Genomic DNA, 20,880 nt, shown 5'->3' on the forward strand with positions numbered 1-20,880 from the left:
ATTCCAGCCCTCCCCGCCCTGCGCATTGCGCGCACCGGCCCGCCGCCGACGCCCCCCATCGGACGCTTCGCGGACCACACGGGTCCGCCCCGCGCCCGGTTAGACGCATGACGGACCCATAGGGTTACCTGCTTATTTGCTGTGACTTGGTGTCATCGCGGAGCAACTCCCCGCTACCGCACGCCGGTTGTCGCTACTTGGCGCAGGTCACCTTGTCCGCGGTGGTCTTGCTGTCCACGTCCGGCGCCTTCGTCGGAGTGGTGAGGGACACCCCCGCCCCCTGGAAGTCCTTGCCCAGCGTCAGGGTCATCGCGGGCAGCCCCTGCGAGTTGGTCACGCTCTTGCCCGGCTTCAGCGCCGAGCCGGACAGCCCCATGATGTCGGCCAGTTCACGCGCCTGCGCGGCCTGGTCGGGGGCGTACTCCAGCGTGGTCTTGCTGAGCTTGGCGTCCGCGTTGCCGGCGTTCTCCGACTTGAGGACGCCCTGCTCGTTCTGCAGCCAGTTGAGGGCCTCCTGGGCGCTGCCGTCCGCGGCCCCGCCGTTGAGGATCCGCACCCGCACCTCGGAGGCCGCCGACTTGGTGCCCTCCAGCCGGGCGGCCGCCGCGTCCTTGCTGGCCTGCGCCTGCTTCTTCTTGACCGCGGTGAAGGAGACGTCGCCCTTGATGGCCTGGAAGACCGGCGGGGCCTTCGTGTCGTTGAGCACGACGGTCGCCTTGACCTTCTCGGCCGGGTTGTCGACGACCGGGACGGTGGTGAAGGTCAGGTTCTTCGGGTTGAGCTTGCCGAGTTCCAGACCGAGGTCCTTCAGCTTGCCGATGCTGTCCAGCTGGGAGTCGACGGTCAGCGCCTTGGTGCCGACCTCGGCCAGCTTCAGCAGCTTGGTCGGGCTGCTGAGCGTCGAGTTGGAGCTGAGCTTGCGCATCAGCGCGCTCAGGAACTGCTGCTGGAGCTGGATCCGGCTGAGGTCACCGCCGAAGCCGACCGAGTGCCGGGTGCGCACGAAGGCCAGCGCGGTCTCGCCGGAGATGTTGTGGGTGCCCTTGGACAGCTTCAGATGCGAGTCCGAGTCGTCGATGTCCTTGGCGAGACAGACCTCGACGCCGCCCACCGCGTCGGTCAGCGTCTTGACCGCGTTGAAGTCGGCCACCATGAAGTTGTCCGGCTTGATCCCGGTCAGCTCCGTCACCGTGCGCACGGTGCAGCTGGCCGTGCGGCCGTCCTGGCCGAGGCTGGTGTTGAAGCGGACGTCGGTGGTGCCCGGGATGACCTTCTGGGTGCCGTCGGGCTGCTCGGTCGGGCAGTCCGGGACGTCCACGATCAGGTCGCGCGGGATGCTCAGCGCGGTCGCGTTGGAGCGGTCCTTGGAGATGTGCAGCAGGATGTTGGTGTCGGCGTGCCCGACGCTGCCCGTGTCGCCGTACCCCTCGTTGCCCTTGCCGGTGCGCTTGTCGGTGCCGATCACCAGCAGGTTGATCGCCTTGTCCTTGCTGAAGCCACCGGTGCTCGCGCCGTCGTCGGAGACGGACGTGATGTTGTCGTTGAGGTGCTTCACGTACAGATAGCCGGCGGCCGAGACGGCGACCAGGACGAAGGCCATCGAACCGCCGGTCCACAGCAGCACCTTCTTGGCCTTCGACTTCTTCTTCACCGGCCGACGGGAGCGCCGCCCCGCCGGCGGCTCGGGCTCGCCGCGCCGTCTGCGCTGCCCCGGAAGCTGCCCGGAAGCCTGCCCTGGAACGTCCCGGCCCGCGGTCTTCCGCGGCGCGTCCGCACCGGGGCGCGACGACGTCGGTCGGCGCGGTCCGGGTACCGACGACTGCGGTGCGGAAGGCGCCAGTCGCAGTTCGTATTCGCCGGTGTTCGGATTGAGTACCCACTGGTCTGCGGGATCGATGTCGTCCGCCCGCCCACGGCCTTGCGCGTCCACGGTTGTCCGAATCCTCCGTCGGGGCCACGCGGCGCCTTCCCCCCATCAAGGCGCTCGGTCACGGTTAACAGTGCACGACCCCAGGACGGACCTCGCGGCCGGGTGCACCGGAGGGCTCACACTATCCGTCCAGTTCAGCGTCGAGTGACGCCAGTGAGAAATTCATCCTCCCTACAACCGGGCAATCCATCTCATTTAACTGACAACGAACGGCGGGCAAGTTCGCCGCCTTGGCTGGTGCATTACCCGCAACTGTCCTCGGCGGCGGTGTTCCCGCGAAACCCGGGCGCCTCGGAGTTTTCGGAAGAGGGGGCGTTCTTCTTGGTGACCGGCACCGGTCTGTCGGCCCGCAGCAGTGCGAAAAGCGCGTCCGCCCTGCCCTCCACGAGCTGGTCGCGATTGGAGTCGTACACGTACGGCTCCCTCGGAACGGTGAGGAACTGCACCTGTTCGGTGGGGATGTCGCGCAGCCCGCGGACGAGCTGGTACAAACCGCGCAGACTGGCCAGTTCGGGGTCGGTGGTGAGCGCGGAGGTCGCCGCGTCCAGCAGCGGGTAGAGCTTCGCCGGGTTCAGCAGTACGTCACTGCCCCGCACCTTCTTGACCAGCGCCCCCAGGAACAGCTGCTGCCGCTCCATCCGCTCGGTGTCGCTGCCGTTGCCCAGCGACTTGCGCGCCCGGACGTACCCGAGCGCCTGCTCCCCGTCGAGGGTGACCCGGCCGGCGGGCAACCGCAGTTTGGCCGCCTTGTCGTCGATCGGTTCCTTCAGGCACACCTGCACCCCGTCGACCGAGTCGACCATGTCCTTGAACCCGGTGAAGTCGACGACGACGTGATGGTCGATCCGGATGTCGGTGAGCTTCTCGACGGTACGGATGGTGCAGGCCGAACCCCCGATCTCGAACGCCGAGTTGAACAGCGTGAACGAGGGCTCGCTGCGCCGGCCGTCGCCCCGCAGGCAGCTCGGCACGTGCACCATCAGGTCCCGGGGCAGGGACACGGCGGTGGCGCTGCGCCGGTCGGCGGCGAGGTGCAGCAGGATCGTGGTGTCGGACCGCTCGGTGCCCAGGTCCTTGCCGTAGCGGCGGTTCCCGTCCCCGGCGCGGGTGTCCGACCCGATGAGGAGGATGTTCTGCGCGCCACGCACCAGCGCGGTGGGACGCTCCCGCTCGTAGCGCGCGAGCTCGGCGGCGGCCGCTTCGTCGGGGGTGATGTTGTCGCTGAGCCGGTCGTAGAGCACCCAGCCGCAGGCGAGGGTGCCGGCGGCGAGCAGTCCCGCGACCACCGCCGCACCCCGAATCCAACGCCGCCGCCGACGCCGGGCAATGCCGTCCCCGGTCGCGGTGGCCCCTCCGGCATCGGTCACTCCTCCAGAGTGCCCGGGGGTGGGGGCAGGGGGCCGCGGTAACTACTCCACAAGAGTGAGCGGCCCCTCCCAGGGCCGCGGGGAACTGCGCGAAAACCCCACCGGCCCGCACCCGGCCGGTGGGGTCGTGGGCTGCGGTAACTGCTTCACAAGGATGAGCGGCCCCTTCCAGGGGCGCGGGGAACTGCGCGAAAACCCCACCGTCCCGCACCCGGCGAACGGCCCCGGCCCACGACGGCCTCACCGGCCCGCGGCCCGCGCCCAGCGAACGGCCTCACCGAACCGTCGCGGTCACCCGCTCGCTCTCGATCCGCTTGGCGATGCCTTCCTCGCCCAGTTCCTCCAGATGCCGGCAGAGCACCACCGACCCCCCGACGGCGAGCGGCGCGTACAGCCCCGCGCTCAGCCCGTCCCACGTGTCGAACCCGAGCCCCGACAGCAGGCGCGACCCCGGCCCGGTCAGGTCCAGCCCCGGTGCGTCCCCGAGCGCCCGCTCCACCACCTCGGCCCCGCTCATCTCCGCACCGGCCACGATCAGCGCGGGCTCGTCCGGATCGACGGGCGAGAACGGCGCGAACCGGTCCCCCTGGCTCGGCACCTCCACCGCGTAGTCGGCGAACCCGTCCGGGACCACCGGGAAACGACCGCCCAGCGGCCGTAGCGCGAGAGCGACCCGCTCGCCGCGGCAGGCCCGGGCCGCCTCCAGCGAATCCGGCCCGCTCACCACCACGTCGGCCGCCGCCGGGTCCCCGGCCACGTCGGCGATCACGCCCACCGACGAACAGGCGAGCAGCCACGCCGCCGTCTGCCAGTGTGCCGGCAGCAGCAGGGCCACCCGGTCACCCGGCTGTGCCGCGAGGTCGCCCTGGAGCAGGTTCGCCGTCTTGGCCACCCAATTGGCGAAGGTGGCCACGGACAATTCGACGCGTTCGCCCGTGGCGTCGTCGTAGAAGGTCACCAGGGGGCGTCCGGGATCCGCGGCGAGCGCGGAACGCAGCAGGTCGGCTGGGGTGCGATCGGTGGCGTTCACCCGGGCAAGCGTACGCCGCGGCCGGTGCCCGCACCGACCGGCGGGGCCACCGGTTCGGCGCAATCGTTGCCGACGGACCGTCAGTTCCGCAATAGACATATATGTCTGACTATGTTCAAGATCAGGGGCATGCGTGGATTCCTGACTTCCTCGATCGGCGTCACCTGCGCGGCGGCCCTCACCCTCCCCGCGGCCGTGCTGAACGTGCCGTCCGCGGCCGCCGCACCGGCGGAGCGGGCCACCACGACCACCGGCCGTGCCGCCGGGACCGCGGCCCTCGCCGGCAGCACCCGGTCACTGCCCCTCGTCCCCCGCACCCGTGACCGCGTCCTCGGCCGGGCCCCCGAACAGGGCCTGTACCGCGACGACCTGGAGCACTTCTCGCTCGTCGGCGTCAGCTGGGACAACCCCGGAACCGAACTGCACGGCCTGGTCCAGGTCCGCGCCCGGTCCGTCGAGACCGGCCGGTGGACGGGCTGGCAGGACGTCGACACGCACAACGCCGACCACGGCGCCGACCCGGACACGGAGGAGGCCGACTCCGGCCATGTGCACGGCGGCACCGCACCCCTGTGGGTGGGCGACTCGGACGGCGTCGACGTACGCGTGCGTGCCCAACTCGACGACGATCCCGGCCCGCGCGGCAGCACCCCCACCGGCGGCGGGCGCGACCTGCTCCCGGCCGGCCTGCGCCTCGAACTCGTCGACCCCGGTGAGGAGGCCCCGCCCCAGGGTCCGCCGGCCGACGTCCCCCGCACCGGCACCGAGGCCGACGCGGCGGCGGCCGTCAACACCGACCTCGCGCCCTTCGGCGCCGCGGAGATCCCGGCCCTGAACCGGCAGGAGACCGAGGACGAACTGGCGGAGCTGACCGGCGTCCCGCGCGCGAAGCCGTACATCGGACCGCGTCCGAGGATCGTCACCCGCCGTGGCTGGGGCGCCGACGAGTCACTGCGCGAGAAGGGGTTCGTCTACACCGGAAAGGTCAAGGCGGCCTTCGTGCACCACACCGCCTCCGGTAATGGCTACAAGTGCTCCCAGGCCCCGTCCGTCATCCGCAGTATCTACCGCTACCACGTGGTGAGCATGGGCTGGCGGGACATCGGCTACAACTTCCTCGTCGACAAGTGCGGAACCGTCTACGAGGGCCGCGCCGGGGGAGTGGCGAAGTCCGTCCGGGGCGCCCACACCCTGGGCTTCAACAACAACAGCATGGGCATCGCGGTGATCGGCTCGTTCGGCGCGCACAAGCCGCCGGCCGCCGCCGTGACGGCCATCGCCAAGCTCACCGCGTGGAAGCTCGGGCTCTTCGGGGCCAATCCGAAGGGAAAGACATATCTGAAGTCCGGCGGTGGCAATCTCTACCCAAAGGGGAAGAACGTACGACTGAACGTGATCTCCGGCCATAGGGACGGGTACGCCACCGACTGTCCGGGCGCCAAGCTCTACGCCAGACTCGGCTCGGCCCGGACCAGCTCCGCGCACCTCCAGGGGCGCTGAGCACGGGGCCGCGTTCAACGCCGTCGGGGGGCAGTCGGGGGAAACCGCACACCCATGCCGCGTGGCAGCGCGCGGCCGTCGAAGGCGCCGTCGCACGGTCTGCATACACTGGCCGGCCGACAGAGAGTTCGGCCGGTCCCGGCAGGAAGCAGAGACGACAGGTGACAGAAGCGATCCTCCTGGTCGGCGGCAAAGGCACCCGGCTGCGCCCGCTCACGGTCCACACACCCAAGCCGATGGTCCCGGCGGCGGGCGTGCCGTTCCTCACGCACCAGCTGGCCAGAGCCAGAGCGGCGGGCGTGGACCACATCGTCCTCGCGACGAGCTACCTGGCGGAGGTCTTCGAGCCGTACTTCGGCGACGGCACGGCACTCGGCCTGCGCATCGAGTACGTCACCGAGGAGGAACCGCTCGGCACCGGCGGCGCCATCCGCAACGTGGCCGCCCGTCTGCACTCGGGCCCCGACGACCCGGTCCTGATCTTCAACGGCGACATCCTCACGGGCCTCGACATCAGGGCGCTCGTCGAGATGCACGAGACGACGGACGCCGATGTCTCGCTCCACCTCACCAAGGTCACGGACCCGCGCGCGTACGGTCTCGTGCCCACCGACGAGACGGGCCGGGTCCTCGCCTTCCTGGAGAAGCCGCAGGCTCCCGAGGAGATCGTCACCGACCAGATCAACGCGGGGGCGTACGTCTTCCGCCGCTCGGTCATCGACACCATCCCGCAGGGCCGCCCGGTGTCGGTGGAGCGGGAGACCTTCCCCGAGCTGCTGTCGGCCGGTGCCCATCTCCAGGGCATGGTGGACTCCACGTACTGGCTGGACCTCGGCACCCCGGCGGCCTTCGTCCGCGGCTCGGCGGACCTGGTCCTGGGCCGCGCCCCGTCCCCGGCCGTCCCCGGCCGCTGCGGCGACCGCCTCATCCTGCCCACGGCACGGGTCGCGCCGGACGCGAAGCTGACGGGCGGCACGGTGGTGGGCGAGGGTGCGTTCGTCGCGGAGGGCGCGCGCGTCTTCGGCTCCACGATCCTGCCCGGCGCCGTGATCGAACCCGGCGCGGTCATCACCGACTCCCTGATCGGCAACCGCGCCCGCGTCGGCGAACGCGCGGTCCTCACGGGCACGGTGATCGGCGACGGCGCGACCGTCGGCGCCGACAACGAGCTCAGGGAGGGCGCGCGGGTGTGGTGCGACGCGACGATCCCGGCGGGGGCGGTGCGGTTCTCCTCGGACCAGTAGGGGGTGGCTGAGCAGGTACGCCGACTGCGGTCGCGCGGGGGCTGATCGCGCAGTTCCCCGCGCCCCTCAAGGGGCGCTACTCAGCCGTCCCTCACATGGCTGCGGGCAAAGTCGTGCCTCCCCAGGCCTCAAGGGCCTGGGAGGTGCCCCCAGGCGGCACGGGTGGGCGCTGTGGGTATCCCCTCTGGGGGAGGCACCCTGCCGGCGCCGGTGAGCGACTCCCGCCCCCGGCGCTTTACAACCGGCCGATGTCCCACCGCGGCATCTGCGGCACCCGCCGCTTCGGCACCTGCCCGCTCAGCAGGATCAGCCGAGCCGCCCGATGCCGCTGCCCCGCATACGGCTCGAGCAGCCGCAGCATCGCCTCGTCATCGGCATACCGGTCCCCGGCCAGCGCGAACCCCACGATCCCCGGCAGATGCAGGTCCCCGACCGTCACCGCGTCCGGCGCCCCGTGACTGCGCTGCACGGTCTCCGCGGACGTCCACGGCCCCACCCCCGGCACCACCTCCAACCGCGCCTGCGCGGCCTCCGCCGCCATCCCCACGGCCTGCTCCAGCCGCGCGGCGACCCGCACCGCCCGCAGAATCGTCGACGCCCGCTTGTTGTCGACGCCGGCCTTGTGCCACTCCCAGGAGGGAATCAGCGCCCAGGTCCGCGGCGCCGGCATCACCCACATCGGCCGCTCGCCCACCCCGGCGGGGCCGGGTGCCCGCTCCCCGAACCCGCGCACCAGCAGACGCCAGGCCCGGTACGCCTCGTCGGTGGTGACCTTCTGCTCCAGGACCGAGGGGATCAGCGACTCCAGCACCAGCCCGGTCCGCGCAAGCCGCAACCCCGGCCGCCGATGCCGGGCAGCGGCGAGAACCCGGTGCCGGGGCACGAAGAGGGACGGGTCGTCGGCGGAGCCGAGCATCTCCGGCAGCTGCTCCAGCAGCCACTCGGCACCGGCTCCCCAGGCCTCCCCGCGCACCTCGCCGCCGTACACGGCGACCCGCAGCGTCCCCGGCCCGGCAGGCGTGAGACTGGCCCGCCACACGGACCCGTCGGAGGTGGCCCGAAACGTCGGATCCCCGGGCCCCCGCCGGAGCGGCCCCAGCACAAGCCCGAGATCAAGAGCCCCGTCCGGCTTCCACAGCCGAACCCGACCGGGCGCGGTCGCCTGCCGAGGCACTCCGACAGCGGGTACGACGACGTGCCCACCCCGCACACTTGTACGGGTGGGTTTCGGAGAAAACCGGCCAGCCACTCAAGAGATCCTAGGCCTCAAGCGCCTCGTTTTTTTGGGAGTGCGGGGCTGTGTCCGATATGCGGCTACCGCCGCGTGGGCGCGATCAACCCCCACACCCCCGCAGTCGCCGCCGAGCCGCATCCCCCCGAACCGAAGGCGCGACCACCTCATCGCACCTCGATAAAGCCCTCTGGATCCCTCTCGGCCCTGGCCCGCGGTTCCTCCGCCGCCTTCCCCACAGCGACCGCCCCCATCGGATCCCACCCCGCCGGAAGCGCCAGCACCTCCCGCACCACGTCCCGGCAGAACATCGTCGACGACACCCATGCCGACCCCAGCTGCTCCCCGGCCAGCGCGACCAGGAAGTTCTGCACGCCCGCCCCCGCCGCGACCACGAACATCTCCCGCTCGGCCGCGTCCCGCCGCGCGTCTCCGTACGTGTGCGACCCGTCCATCACCAGACAGGGCACCACCAGATAGGGCGCGTTCCGCAGCACGTCCCCGCGCCGTACCCGCTTGGCGATGGACTCCTCGGACTTGCCGTCCTTCCGCAGGTCGGCGATCCACGCGTCCCGCATCGCGTCCAGCAGGCGGGCGCGTGACTCCTCGGACTCCAGCAGCACGAACCGCCACGGCGTCGTGTGATGCGGTGCCGGTGCCGTCACGGCCGCGGCGACCGCCCGCCGTACCGCCCCGGGGTCGACGGGGTCGGTGGTGAACGCCCGCACCGTCCGCCGCAGCGCCACCGCTTCCCGGACCGCCTCGGACGTGCCGAGCCGGAACATGTCACTGGCGGCGTCCCGGATCAGCGCCCGCGCGCCCTCGCCCTCGTCTTCCGTCTCGGCCACGACGTGCGCGAGCCCGCGCACCACGGCCACCGGCAGGCCCGTCGCCTTGCCCTTGACCAGATCACCGGCGGCGGCCAGCTCGTCGGCCGTGGCGACGACCGTCGCGACCAGCGGGTTGCCGTACGCGTCCACGCCCCCGCGCAGATCGTCCAGCACCCGCACCCCGGCGGCGCCGATGGTCACGTCCGTGAGCCCCGCGCGCCAGGGGCGCCCGAAGGTGTCGGTGACGACGACTCCGACGTTGACGCCGAGGGTGTCACGCAGCCCCGCGCGGATCGCGCGGGCGGACGCGTCGGGGTCCTCGGGCAGCAGCAGCGCGGTCCCGGCCGGGGTGTTGGAGGCGTCCACCCCGGCCGCCGCCATCACCAGCCCCTGCCGGTTCTCCACGATCCGCAGGGCCCCGCGCCGAGCCACCACCCGCACGGTCTCGGCGTCGATCGCGGCCTCCCGGTCGGTCGCCTCGACGAGCCGCCCCTCGGCCTTGGAGACGATCTTCGACGTGACGATCACCACGTCACCGTCGGCGAGCCCCGGTGCGGCCGCGGCGATCAGCTTGGCCAGGTCGTCGCCCTGCTGCACCTCGGGGAGCCCGGCCAGGGCCCACACCCGGTACCCGGGCACCGCGTCCCCGGACGGGTCGGCCGCGTCGTCGATCGCGTCGGTCATGCCCCGCGCACCTCCTCGGCGAGTGCCAGCGCCTCCCGTGCCATCTGCGCGGTCGCGTCCAGGTCGGTCATCATCAGGGGTACGGCCCGGCAGCGGATGCCGGCCGCCTCCACGCGCGCGATGCCGCCCGCGTCCACGGTGTCGACGAGCCAGCCGTCCAGCAGTCCCGAGCCGTAGTGCTCGGCGACCGCCGCCGCCGTCGACTCCACTCCCACCGCCGCCAGCACCTTGTCGGCCATCCCGCGCACCGGCGCGTCCCCGACGATGGGGGACAGGCCCACCACCGGCACCCCGGCGTTCGCGATCGCCTCCCGGACGCCGGGCACCGCGAGGATCGTGCCGACGGAGACCACCGGGTTGGACGGCGGGAAGAGGATCACGTCCGCTTCCGAGATGGCCTCCAGGACGCCCGGGGCGGGCTTGGACTGCTCGGCGCCGACCGGCACCACCGCCTCTGCGGGCACCGACGCCCGCAGCCGTACCCAGTACTCCTGGAAGTGCACCGCCTTGCGCTCGCCGTCGACCTCGACCGCCACATGGGTCTCGACCCGGTCGTCGGTCATCGGGATGAGCCGAACGCCCGGCTTCCAGCGGTCGCACAGCGCCTCGGTCACCGCGCTCAGCGGGTAGCCGGCGCTCAGCATCTGGGTGCGCACGATGTGCGTCGCGAAGTCCCGGTCGCCCAGACCGAACCAGTCGGGGCCCACCCCGTAGGCGGCGAGTTCCTCCTTGAGGTGGAAGGTCTCGTCGGTCCGCCCCCAGCCCTGTTCCTCGTTGATGCCGCCGCCGAGGGTGTACATCACCGTGTCGAGGTCCGGGCAGACCTTCAGCCCGAAGAGGTGGATGTCGTCCCCGGTGTTGCCGATGACGGTCACCTCGGCGTCCGGCACGGCCTGCTTGAGACCGCGCAGGAACCGGGCACCGCCGATACCGCCTGCCAGAACCACAATGCGCATGCGCCAAGTCTTGCAGGTGGCTCCGACAACGCGTCACGCAGTCACGGGTCGCGCCTCGCAGCTCTGCGCCGTGTGCATCGGCATCTCGGTGAGGCCCGGGTAGTAGACGTGCAGGCTCACCGCCGGCTCCAGCGCGTCGTTCACCACCTCGTGCACGTACCCCGGCGCGAACACCCGTTGTGCGCCGGCGGACAGCGCGCGCGTGCCGCGCCCGGTGTGCTCGGTGAGCGTGCCCTCCAGGACGGTCAGCACCCCGGACGAGCGGCCGTGGTCGTGCGACCCGCTGCCCTGACCGGGCACCCAGGACAGCAGCCACACCTCGTAGCCGGGGCCGGTGCGCAGCCGGTGGTACCAGCGCGTGGTCGCGTCGTACCGCACGAGGTGCTCCCACTGCGCGCGGTCGGCGGCGATCGTGCGGGCCAGGCCGGCGAACTCGGCCACGGTGACCGGGTGCTCGCGCGGGGGCTGCAGCAGGTGGGGGACCTCGAGGATGTCGCCGGCGATCTGCAGGTCGTTGTCGCTGTTCATGGGGTGCGGTGGTTCCTCAGTGAAGAAGGTCAGCGGGGAACGAGATGCGAAAACCGAGTCCTGGGGACCCGGTCTGCAGCTGGAGCGGTGGGATACGGCTACGGCTCAACAGCTGGAACAGCAACAGCTACAGCGAGCGCGGGCAGCACCGTGGGACCCGGCGGTGCGGGTCGAGGTGGATGCCAAGTTCGCGAGCATGCCCACTAGGACATCGGTTCACACCCGCAGTGTCAACTCGACGCCCGGTATGTGGGACATGTTTCACCTCATCCGGTTCATCTCTCTGCCGAAAGGTTTGTTCAGCGGGCGCCCGGGACACATGGCGCACAACCGGGCGCGTGTGTCACTGCGGAACGCGATCGAACATCTGGGCGTCCTTCTCCGTACAAGGCCTGTATGGGGTCGGGGGCCCTCATGGGCTTCGTCTGCGTGTCGAGGTTTATGCCGATTTGAACACTTTCCGCATGGCCTTGGTTCCGCAGAGTGAATAACGGGCTCAATAGCAGATCTCGGCTTGACTCGCCCGGAGCAGCACACTTGTAATTTCACTCGTGTCGTTCAGCCGAAATCGGTAACGGCCAGGCACGGGGACATGAAAGACAGACGAGGGGCGCACATGACCGAGCTGGTGCAGCAACTGCTGGTCGACGACGCGGACGAGGAACTCGGCTGGCAGGAGCGCGCGCTTTGCGCCCAGACCGACCCCGAGTCCTTCTTCCCCGAGAAGGGCGGCTCCACCAGAGAGGCCAAGAAGGTCTGCCTCGCCTGCGAGGTGCGGTCCGAGTGCCTTGAGTACGCCCTCGCCAACGACGAGCGGTTCGGGATCTGGGGCGGACTGTCCGAGCGCGAGCGGCGCCGGCTCAAGAAGGCCGCCGTCTGAAGCGGGCGTCCGCCCCTCGCACCCGACCGAGCTGCGCGAACGGCCCGTCGCCCGTGGGTTGTCCACAGGGGGCGGGCCGTCGACATGCCCAGCCGATAGTGTGGGCGCTCGTCCGAGACGCCTCGCCGCCACCAGCGGGCGCTGGAGTCCACCGCAGTCCATCGAACCGGGGCCCGTACCTCGATGTCCGTCCACAGCCACCAGGCAGCCCAGGCAACAACTGCCACAGCGGGGTTCGACCCGACCCGCCCGCCCGAGTTCCCGCGTCATGTGGTGACCGCGGTGCTCGTCTCCCACGACGGCGCCCGCTGGCTGCCCGACGCGCTCGCCGGGCTGCTCGGCCAGGAGCGCCCCGCCCAGTACGCGGTGGCGGCCGACACCGGCAGCGCGGACGACTCCGCCCGGCTGCTCACCGAGTCCCTCGGCGACGCCAACGTCGTGCACCTCGCCCGCCGCACCGGCTTCGGCCAGGCCGTCGAGGAGGCGAGCCGCACCGCGCCCGTCCTCACCCCGGACGACCTGCCGTACCTGAAGCGGCCCAGCGGCTGGGACCCGGTCACCCGCCAGTGGCGCGACGACGCCTACGACATGCCCGAACTGCCGTACGGCGAACCCGTCCAGTGGCTGTGGCTGCTGCACGACGACAGCGCCCCGGAACCCGACGCCCTGGCCCAGCTGCTCCGGGTCGTCGACAATGAGATGGAGCTGGGCCGCGACGACGTGGCGGTCGTCGGCCCCAAGCTGCGCGGCTGGTACGACCGCCGGCAGCTGCTGGAGGTCGGCGTCACCATCGCCAACTCCGGCCGCCGCTGGACCGGCCTGGACCGCCGCGAGCAGGACCAGGGTCAGCACGACCACGTCCGGCCCGTGCTCTCCGTCTCCACCGCCGGCATGCTGATCCGCCGCGACGTCTTCGAGGAACTCGGCGGCTTCGACCGCCGGCTCCCCCTGATGCGCGACGACGTCGACCTGTGCTGGCGCGCGCACACGGCGGGCCACCGCGTGCTGATCGCCCCCGAGGCGGTCGTACGGCACGCCGAGGCCGCCTCCCGCGAGCGCCGCGCCGTCGACTGCGCGGGCCGCACCGCCGCCTCCCCGCACAAGGTCGACAAGGCCGGCGCCGTCTACACCCTGCTCGTCAACTCCCGCACGACCGCGCTGCCCTGGATCCTGCTGCGGCTGGTCCTCGGCACCCTGCTGCGCACGGTCGCCAACCTCGTCGGCAAGGTCCCCGGCCAGGCCCTCGACGAGATCCGCGGCCTGCTGGGCACCCTGCTGCGCCCCGAGCGGATCATCGCCGGGCGGCGCAGGCGCGGCCCCTCCCAGCTCGACAAGGGCGAACTGCGCCCGCTGTTCCCGCCGCCCGGCGCGACCGTGCGGGCCACCGTCGAGCAGGTCGCGGGCAACTTCTTCGGCGCCGACGACGAACTGTCCGCGGCCGGCCGGCACGGCAGCGCGGTCGAGTCCGGGCCCGGCGGCGACGACGCCGACTTCCTGGAGATCGAGCAGTTCGCCCGCCTCAAGCGCATCGCCCGCAAACCCGGCCCGGTGCTCTTCCTGGTGCTGCTGCTGTTCTCGCTGGTCGCGTGCCGCGCACTGCTCGGCAGCGGCGCGCTCGCGGGCGGCGCCCTGCTGCCCGCCCCGGGCACCTCCGGCGAGCTGTGGTCCCGCTACCTGGACTCCTGGCACGCGGTCGGCGCCGGCGGCACCCCGGCCGCCCCGCCGTATCTCGCCCTCGTCGCCTCGCTGGCCGCCTTGCTGTTCGGCTCGACCGGTCTCGCCGTGACCGTGCTGCTGGTCGCCTCGGTGCCGCTGGCCGGGTTCACCGCCTACTTCGCCTCCCGGCCGCTGGTCACCTCGCGCCTGCTGCGCGCCTGGGCGGCCATCGCCTACGCCTTCCTGCCCGCCGCCACCGGCGCGCTCGCGGGCGGCCGCATCGGCACCGCCGTGCTCGCCGTCCTGCTGCCGCTGATGGCCCGCGCGGGCATCGCCGCCAGCGGCCTCACCAACACCTCCGGCGGCCGCGGCAGCTGGCGTGCCACCTGGGCGTACGCGCTGCTGCTGACCATCACCACCGCGTTCACGCCGATCGTCTGGCCGATCGCCCTGGTCCTCGGTGTCGTCGTGCTCGCCGTGCGCCGCTCCGACCTGGTCGCCTCCGGCCTGCGGCTGCTGACCCAGCTCGGCACCCCGCTGCTGGTCCTCGCCCCCTGGTCGCTGACGCTGCTGCCGTTCGGCTTCTTCAAGGAGGCCGGGCTGGAGTACGGCGCCTCGGCCGCCTCCGCCCTCGACCTGCTCGGCGCCAGCCCGGGCGGCCCCGGCACGGTCGACGCGCTGATGCTCATCGGCATCGTCCTGGCCGCGCTGGCCGCCCTGCTGCGCTCCGAGCGCCAGTCGGCCGTCCGCGCCGCCTGGGCGGTCGCCCTGGTCGGCCTGGTCTTCGCGGTCCTGTCCAACAAGTCCGCCTGGGCGGGCCCGGCGACCCTCGTCTACGGCATCGCGATCGTCTCCGCCGCCGCGCTCGGCGCCGACGGGGCACGCTCCCGTGTCGCCGAGCAGAGCTTCGGCTGGCGCCAGCCGGTGGCCGCGCTCATCGCCTTCGCCTCGGCCGCCGGCCCGCTGCTCCTGGCGGCCGGCTGGATGATCGCGGGCGCCGACGGCCCGGTCGAACGGCGCGACGCCACCCAGGTGCCCGCCTTCGTCGCCGAGGACAGCTCCACCACCGACCAGGTCCGCACCCTCGTCCTCGACAGCGACAGCACCGCGCGCGTGGACTACATGCTGGTGCGCGGCTCCGGCGCCCGCATGGGAGACGCCGAGGTGACCGCCGCCGACGGCGAGAACGCCAAGCTCGACAAGGTCGTCGCCAACCTGGTCGCCGGCTCCGGTGCCGACCAGGCCGACCAGCTCGGCGGGTTCGCGGTGCGCTACGTCCTCGTCCACAAGGGCACCCCGCGTGACATCACGCGCGTGCTGGACGCAACGCCCGGCCTGTCCCGTCTCAGCCAGCAGAACGGCAGCGCCCTGTGGCGCGTCGACCAGCAGGTCTCCCGCGCGACCATCGTCTCCGCGAACGGCTCGGGCACCCCCGCCTCCGTCGCCGCCGGACCAGTCGACATCCACACCACCGTCCCGACCGGCTCCGACGGCCGCATCCTGCGCCTGGCCGACTCGGCCGCACCCGGCTGGACCGCCACCCTGGACGGCAAGCCGCTGACCCGCACCACGGTCGACGGCTGGGCCCAGGGCTTCGAACTCCCCGCCTCCGGCGGGAAGCTGGACGTCACCTACGACACCCCGTTCACCCACACCGTCTGGCTGTGGGCCCAGGGCGCGCTCGCCGTCGTCCTGGTCGTCCTCGCCCTGCCCGGCCGCCGCCGTGACGTCGACGACGACCTCCCCGAGGAGCAGCCGATCCCCGCCCAGCCCGTCGAGGGCGAGGGCCGCCGCGCCCGGCGCCTGCGCGCCCAGGCGGAGTCCGAGGAGGAGGCGACCACGGAGGACGGCGCCGACTTCCCGGCCGCCGGGGAGGAGCAATCCCCGGTCGCGGTCCCACAGCAGCCGTCCTACGACGAATGGGACCCCGCGTCCTACCCGGCGGCCGACGGCTACCAGCCCGGCTACGCCGACCAGTACCAGGACACCGGTCAGTACCAGACGGCCGGCTACGACCAGCAGACCTACGACCCGTACCAGACCGGCCAGTACGACCCGTACGCCTACGGCGGACAGCAGGGGCAGCCGGCGTACGACCCGACGTATCAGCAGGGCTACGACCCCGCCTATGACCCGGCCGCCCAGCACCACCAGGGCACCGGCGGCGAGCACCACGACGGGAGCCAGCAGTGAACCGCACCACCCTGTCCCTGTTCGCCGGTACGGCCGCCCTCGCGGCGGTCACCGGGTTCGCCGCGCTCAACCCGCCTGCCGCCGCACCCGCGCACACCGCCGAGGCGGCCGCCCAGCTGCCCGTGGAGCGCACCACCCTGCTGTGCCCGGCACCGAGCCTGTCCGACATCGCCGACACGTCGTACACGTCGTTCACGCCCGTCACCAAGGGCACCACGAGCGACGGCAAGGCCGAACTCAAGGCGGCCACCGAGCAGTCGGCGGACGGGACGAGCGGCAAGAAGAAGAAGGCGTCCAAGCCCGTCCTCACCCCGAAGGCGCCCGGCACCCCGGCCACCGGGGACACCTCCGGCTCCGACGGACCCGCCTACGTCGGCACCGCCGAGGGCAGGTACGCCCCCGGCTGGACCGTGCAGGAGACCACCGAGGTCGCGGCAGGCACCGGGCGCGGCCTCCAGGGGGTCAACTGCACCTCCGCCGACACCGACTTCTGGTTCCCGGGCGCCAGCACCGCCTCCGGCCGCACCGACTACGTCCACCTCACCAACCCCGACGACAGCGCCGCCGTGGTCGACATCGAGCTGTACGGCAAGGACGGCCAGCTCAAGTCCTCGGTGGGGGAGGGCATCACGGTCGCGCCGCACGCCGGCGAGCCGGTCCTGCTGTCCACGCTCACCGACGAGAAGCAGACCGACCTGACCGTGCACGTGAACGTGCGCAGCGGGCGGGTCGGCGCGAGTGTGCAGGCCCTGGACGACAAGACCGGCGGCGACTGGCTGGCCGCCTCCGCCGACCCCGCGGGCAGTCTGGTGCTGCCGGGCATCCCCAAGGACGCCACGGACGTCCGGCTGATCGCCTTCACCGACGGCGACTCCGACGCCGACCTGAAGGTGCGCCTGGCCTCCCCGGACGGGCTGATCACCCCGGCCGGCAACGAGACGCTGCACGTGAAGGCGGGCATGACCACCGCCGCCGACCTCGGCGACGTCACCCGCGGCGAGGCGGGTTCGCTGGTCCTCACGCCCACCGACCAGTCCGTCCCGGTGGTGGCCGCGCTGCGCATCACCCGCGGCAAGAGCGGCAAGCAGGAGACCGCGTACATCCCGGCGACCGCGCCGGTCGGCACCCGCGCGACGTCCGCCGACAACAGCGGCAAGGGCACCACCCTCTCCCTGACCGCCCCCACCGGCACCGCCAAGGTCAAGGTCACGGCGTCGGCGGGCAGCGGTGGCGGCACGGCGGTGTCCAAGACGTTCACGATCAAGTCCGGCACCACGCAGGACGTCGAGGCCCCGGTCCCGTCCGGCCTGAAGGGCACCTACGCGCTGACCGTGGAGCCGATCTCCGGTGGCCCGGTCTACGGCGCCCGCACCCTGGCCGCCACCGAGGACGGCATCCCGGGCTTCACGATCCAGACCCTCCCCGACGACCGCGGCACGGTGGCCGTACCGGACGCGGACCAGGACGTGTCGGTGCTGCAGAAGTAGGCCGTGCCGGCAGCCCGTGCCGGCAGGCCGCGCCTAAGGGACCCCCGCTCACTCCTCGCCGTAGCGGGGGTCCACCGTCTCCGGGGTGAGCCCGAGCAGTTCGGCGACCTGTTCCACGACGACCTCGTGCACCAGCGCGGCCCGCTCGTCGCGGCCCTTGGTGCGGATCTCGACCGGCCGCCGGTACACGACCACACGCGCCCGGCGTCCCTCGCGCGCGGGAATGATCCCGCCCAGCGGCACCGTCTCGTCGCTCCAGCTCTCGTCGTGCCGGTCCTGGAGCCGGGGCACTTCGAGGACCAGGAAATCGATGTCCGCGAGCTGAGGCCAGCGCCGCTCCAGGCGTTCCACGGAGTCCTGCACCAGATCCGCGAACACGTCGGCGCGGCTCGCGGCCAGCGGCACCTGAGGTGGTGCGATCGGCCCGCGCATGCCCCGACCGTGGCGATCGCGTCGACGGGGCCCGGGGCCGGCGGCACGGGGCGGTACACGGTTGTCCATCACTGGTGAAGCGTAGTCCTCGCGGGCTCCGGGCGCGCCGCTCCACGCCTCCGGACCGCCCGGGGTGACATGTCGGAGGATGACCATTCCAGCCAAGGTTGGGCTCGTTTCCGTATCTCCACAAGACCGGCGAGCTCAAGGCAATTGACGGTGTTTGTACCGACCTATGACCGGATGCGGCCCGGCCCGGGATCCCGGAAAGGGCTGTCCGTGCAGGTCAGCGGGGCGTGTCCGGAGGGGTGTGTGGGGCGTTTCACAACCCGACACGGTGGAGTGACCTGGGGGAGAGTCGTCGCGGCCCGCTCAAGAGTGCGGTACCGTCCAACGTCGTGAGCCCTGTACGTCGCTGTTCGCGAACCGCTTGCGGCCGACCCGCCGTCGCGACGCTGACGTACGTCTACGCCGACTCGACCGCGGTCCTCGGCCCGCTCGCCACCTACGCCGAACCCCACTGCTACGACCTGTGCGCCGAGCACTCCGAGCGCCTCACGGCCCCGCGCGGCTGGGAGGTCGTCCGGCTCATCGACGGCTCCGCCCCGGCCCGTCCCAGCGGGGACGACCTGGAAGCGCTCGCCAACGCGGTGCGCGAGGCGGCCCGCCCCCAGGAGCGGGCGGCCGAGGCGGGCGGCGGCGGGCGTGGTGCGGACCCGATGGAGGTCGCGCGACGCGGCCATCTGCGGGTACTTCGGTCACCGGACAACTGAGCCGTTCCTCGCAGCCGCGCAGGGGCTTCCTCCCGTTGTGCCTCGTCCGGTTCTCCGCGTTGTGCCTCGTCGGGTTCTCCGCGTTGCCCCTCGACGGGTTCTCCGCGTTGCCCTCGACTGGGTCTCCCCGTTGCCCTCGTTCGGTTCTCCCACTCCGCCTTGTCGGGTGATGCGGGCGCATTGACGTGTCGTCGCTGTCGCTGTCGCTGTCGCTGTCGCCGTCGCGGAGTCGGCCATTCCATGTGGCTGGCGGGAAATAGCTTTCCGCATGCCGGAATCCGGAAGGTGTCCGTGTACCTCCAGGAACCGGAACCCGTCACCGACCCCCTGGGCCGGTCGGCCCTTGTGGCCGCCCTGCCCCCCGCGGCCGTCCTGATCCCGCCCGGCGGGGTCCGGGCGAAAGCCCACCGCGCGGGCCTGACGGGCCTTCTGACGGCCGTACTTGTCGCCTCCGTCGGCTGCGGGCATGGCCGCCCGCTCCGCCCGGTCAGATGCTCTCCAGTGCCGCCCAGGGCGCCGCGTTCGGCCTGTCGCCTCCCGGACAGGCGGCCACCGTCGGCCAGTTGGTGGCGGCGGCCGGTACGGCGCCGGCTGTGCGGGACTGACCGTGTTCGATCGCGATGGATCGCCTGGGATCGCGCGGGACCGCCGAAGGATCGCCGCAGATCACGGCCCGGTGTCGGCTCGGAGTCCGCAGGTGGATCCCGCGTCCGAGCCCTGCCCCCGGGCAGGTAGTTTGGGGCGACCGATAGGACTTCAGGAGGGTTGGCCGTGGCTGCTGATCTGTCGCAGATCGTCAAGGCGTACGACGTGCGCGGGGTGGTTCCGGACCAGTGGGACGAGGCGCTCGCCGAGCTGTTCGGTGCCGCGTTCGTACAGGTGACCGGCGCCGCCGCGATCGTCGTCGGCCACGACATGCGGCCCTCCTCGCCCGGTCTGTCCCGCGCCTTCGCGCGCGGCGCGGCGGCCCGCGGTGTCGACGTCACCGAGATCGGCCTGTGCTCGACCGACCAGCTGTACTACGCCTCGGGCGCACTCGGCCTGCCCGGCGCGATGTTCACGGCCTCGCACAACCCGGCGCAGTACAACGGCATCAAGATGTGCCGCGCGGGAGCCGCCCCGGTGGGTCAGGACACGGGTCTGACGGAGATCCGGGAGCTGACGGAGCGCTGGTCGGAGGAAGGCGCGCCGGAGCCGGCAGCCACACCCGGAACCATCACCTCCCGCGAGACGTTGTCGGACTACGCGGCCCATCTGCGCGCGCTCGTGGACCTGACCTCCATCCGCCCCCTGAAGGTCGTGGTCGACGCGGGTAACGGCATGGGCGGCCACACGGTCCCGACGGTCTTCGAGGGCCTGCCCCTGACCCTGGTCCCGATGTACTTCGAGCTGGACGGCACCTTCCCGAACCACGAGGCCAACCCGCTCGACCCCGCCAACATCGTGGACCTCCAGCGGCGCGTCCGCGAGGAGTCGGCCGACCTCGGCCTGGCCTTCGACGGCGACGCCGACCGCTGCTTCGTCGTGGACGAGCGCGGCGAGCCGGTCTCGCCGTCGGCGATCACCGCCCTGGTCGCCGCCCGCGAACTGGCCCGGAACGGCGGCAAGGGCACCGTCATCCACAACCTGATCACGTCCTGGACCGTCCCGGAGGTGGTTCGGGAGAACGGCGGCACGCCGGTCCGCACCCGCGTCGGCCACTCGTTCATCAAGGCCGAGATGGCGAGGGCCGGCGCGATCTTCGGCGGCGAGCACTCGGCCCACTACTACTTCAAGGACTTCTGGAACGCGGACACGGGCATGCTGGCCGCCCTGCACGTCCTCGCCGCCCTCGGCGGTCAGAGCGGCCCGCTGTCCTCCCTCGTCGCCCAGTACGACCGGTATGCCGGATCCGGCGAGATCAACTCCACGGTCGCCGACCAGCAGGCCAGCCTCGCGGAGATCCGGGCGGCCTACGGGGACCGCGACGACCTCACCCTGGACGACCTGGACGGGCTCACCGTCGCCGCCGCCGACTGGTGGTTCAACGTCCGCCCGTCCAACACGGAACCGCTGCTGCGCCTGAACGCGGAGGCCAGGGACGAGGCGACGATGACGAAGGTACGGGACGAGGTACTGGCGATCATCAGGGGCTGAGGTCGGCCCCGCCCAGCGCGGCG

At 72.2% G+C, this 20,880-nt stretch carries 15 protein-coding genes; 7 read left to right on the forward strand and 8 right to left on the reverse strand.

Features of this window, described 5'->3' with window-relative positions; translation table 11 throughout:
• Positions 1–193 precede the first annotated feature (193 nt).
• From ACZ4N4_RS40730 to ACZ4N4_RS40740, 3 genes are all read right to left on the reverse strand, one after another.
• Positions 194–1,930, reverse strand: coding sequence for an LCP family protein (locus ACZ4N4_RS40730; RefSeq protein ID WP_467598602.1), 1,737 nt, complete (start codon positions 1,928–1,930; stop codon positions 194–196).
• 242 nt (positions 1,931–2,172) lie between these two features.
• Positions 2,173–3,297 (reverse strand): LCP family protein, encoded by a 1,125-nt coding sequence (locus tag ACZ4N4_RS40735; RefSeq protein WP_453564588.1) that lies wholly within the window; start codon positions 3,295–3,297, stop codon positions 2,173–2,175.
• Between the two features lie 274 nt (positions 3,298–3,571).
• Positions 3,572–4,327: a TIGR03089 family protein gene (locus ACZ4N4_RS40740; protein WP_467598605.1), complete on the reverse strand. Its 756-nt coding sequence runs from the start codon at positions 4,325–4,327 to the stop codon at positions 3,572–3,574.
• A 111-nt stretch (positions 4,328–4,438) separates the two neighbouring features.
• Here ACZ4N4_RS40740 and ACZ4N4_RS40745 point away from each other — a divergent pair, with 111 nt between their 5' ends.
• A complete protein-coding gene (locus ACZ4N4_RS40745) occupies positions 4,439–5,827 on the forward strand; it encodes a peptidoglycan recognition protein family protein (protein ID WP_467598608.1) in 1,389 nt (462 codons plus the stop codon).
• 161 nt (positions 5,828–5,988) lie between these two features.
• Positions 5,989–7,071, forward strand: coding sequence for a mannose-1-phosphate guanylyltransferase (manB, locus tag ACZ4N4_RS40750; protein WP_453564581.1), 1,083 nt, complete (start codon positions 5,989–5,991; stop codon positions 7,069–7,071).
• Positions 7,072–7,306: 235 nt separating this feature from the next.
• On the opposite strand, the gene ACZ4N4_RS40755 is transcribed toward manB, so the two are convergent.
• The 4 genes from ACZ4N4_RS40755 to ACZ4N4_RS40770 form a co-directional block, all read right to left on the reverse strand.
• The gene (locus ACZ4N4_RS40755; protein WP_467598612.1) at positions 7,307–8,320 is read right to left on the reverse strand and encodes a DNA-3-methyladenine glycosylase family protein; all 1,014 of its coding nucleotides are present in this window, start codon (positions 8,318–8,320) and stop codon (positions 7,307–7,309) included.
• A 149-nt stretch (positions 8,321–8,469) separates the two neighbouring features.
• Positions 8,470–9,816 (reverse strand): coenzyme F420-0:L-glutamate ligase, encoded by a 1,347-nt coding sequence (locus ACZ4N4_RS40760; protein ID WP_467598614.1) that lies wholly within the window; start codon positions 9,814–9,816, stop codon positions 8,470–8,472.
• Positions 9,813–10,772 carry a 2-phospho-L-lactate transferase gene (gene cofD / locus ACZ4N4_RS40765; RefSeq protein WP_467598617.1) on the reverse strand — a complete coding sequence of 320 codons (960 nt, stop codon included), beginning with the start codon at positions 10,770–10,772 and terminating at the stop codon, positions 9,813–9,815. The genes ACZ4N4_RS40760 and cofD overlap by 4 nt, the downstream gene beginning before the upstream one ends.
• Positions 10,773–10,805: 33 nt before the next feature.
• A complete protein-coding gene (locus ACZ4N4_RS40770; protein ID WP_362569832.1) occupies positions 10,806–11,300 on the reverse strand; it encodes a cysteine dioxygenase in 495 nt (164 codons plus the stop codon).
• 616 nt (positions 11,301–11,916) lie between these two features.
• Here ACZ4N4_RS40770 and ACZ4N4_RS40775 point away from each other — a divergent pair.
• The 3 genes from ACZ4N4_RS40775 to ACZ4N4_RS40785 all read left to right on the forward strand — a co-directional run bounded on the left by ACZ4N4_RS40775 (position 11,917) and on the right by ACZ4N4_RS40785 (position 17,516).
• Positions 11,917–12,180 (forward strand): WhiB family transcriptional regulator, encoded by a 264-nt coding sequence (locus ACZ4N4_RS40775; RefSeq protein ID WP_003975777.1) that lies wholly within the window; start codon positions 11,917–11,919, stop codon positions 12,178–12,180.
• 183 nt (positions 12,181–12,363) lie between these two features.
• Positions 12,364–16,029: a glycosyltransferase family 2 protein gene (locus ACZ4N4_RS40780; protein ID WP_467598622.1), complete on the forward strand. Its 3,666-nt coding sequence runs from the start codon at positions 12,364–12,366 to the stop codon at positions 16,027–16,029.
• On the forward strand, positions 16,026–17,516 hold the full coding sequence (locus ACZ4N4_RS40785; RefSeq protein ID WP_467598625.1) for a DUF5719 family protein: 1,491 nt from the start codon (positions 16,026–16,028) through the stop codon (positions 17,514–17,516). Before ACZ4N4_RS40780 ends, ACZ4N4_RS40785 begins: the two co-directional genes overlap by 4 nt.
• A gap of 48 nt (positions 17,517–17,564) precedes the next feature.
• On the opposite strand, the gene ACZ4N4_RS40790 is transcribed toward ACZ4N4_RS40785, so the two are convergent.
• On the reverse strand, positions 17,565–18,017 hold the full coding sequence (locus tag ACZ4N4_RS40790; RefSeq protein WP_450765758.1) for a metallopeptidase family protein: 453 nt from the start codon (positions 18,015–18,017) through the stop codon (positions 17,565–17,567).
• Positions 18,018–18,346: 329 nt separating this feature from the next.
• Here ACZ4N4_RS40790 and ACZ4N4_RS40795 point away from each other — a divergent pair, with 329 nt between their 5' ends.
• Positions 18,347–18,721: a DUF3499 domain-containing protein gene (locus tag ACZ4N4_RS40795; RefSeq protein WP_450765716.1), complete on the forward strand. Its 375-nt coding sequence runs from the start codon at positions 18,347–18,349 to the stop codon at positions 18,719–18,721.
• Between the two features lie 771 nt (positions 18,722–19,492).
• Positions 19,493–20,857 (forward strand): phosphomannomutase/phosphoglucomutase, encoded by a 1,365-nt coding sequence (locus ACZ4N4_RS40800; protein WP_467598628.1) that lies wholly within the window; start codon positions 19,493–19,495, stop codon positions 20,855–20,857.
• Positions 20,858–20,880: the final 23 nt, after the last annotated feature.

Source organism: Streptomyces sp. NPDC026538 (assembly GCF_055567535.1).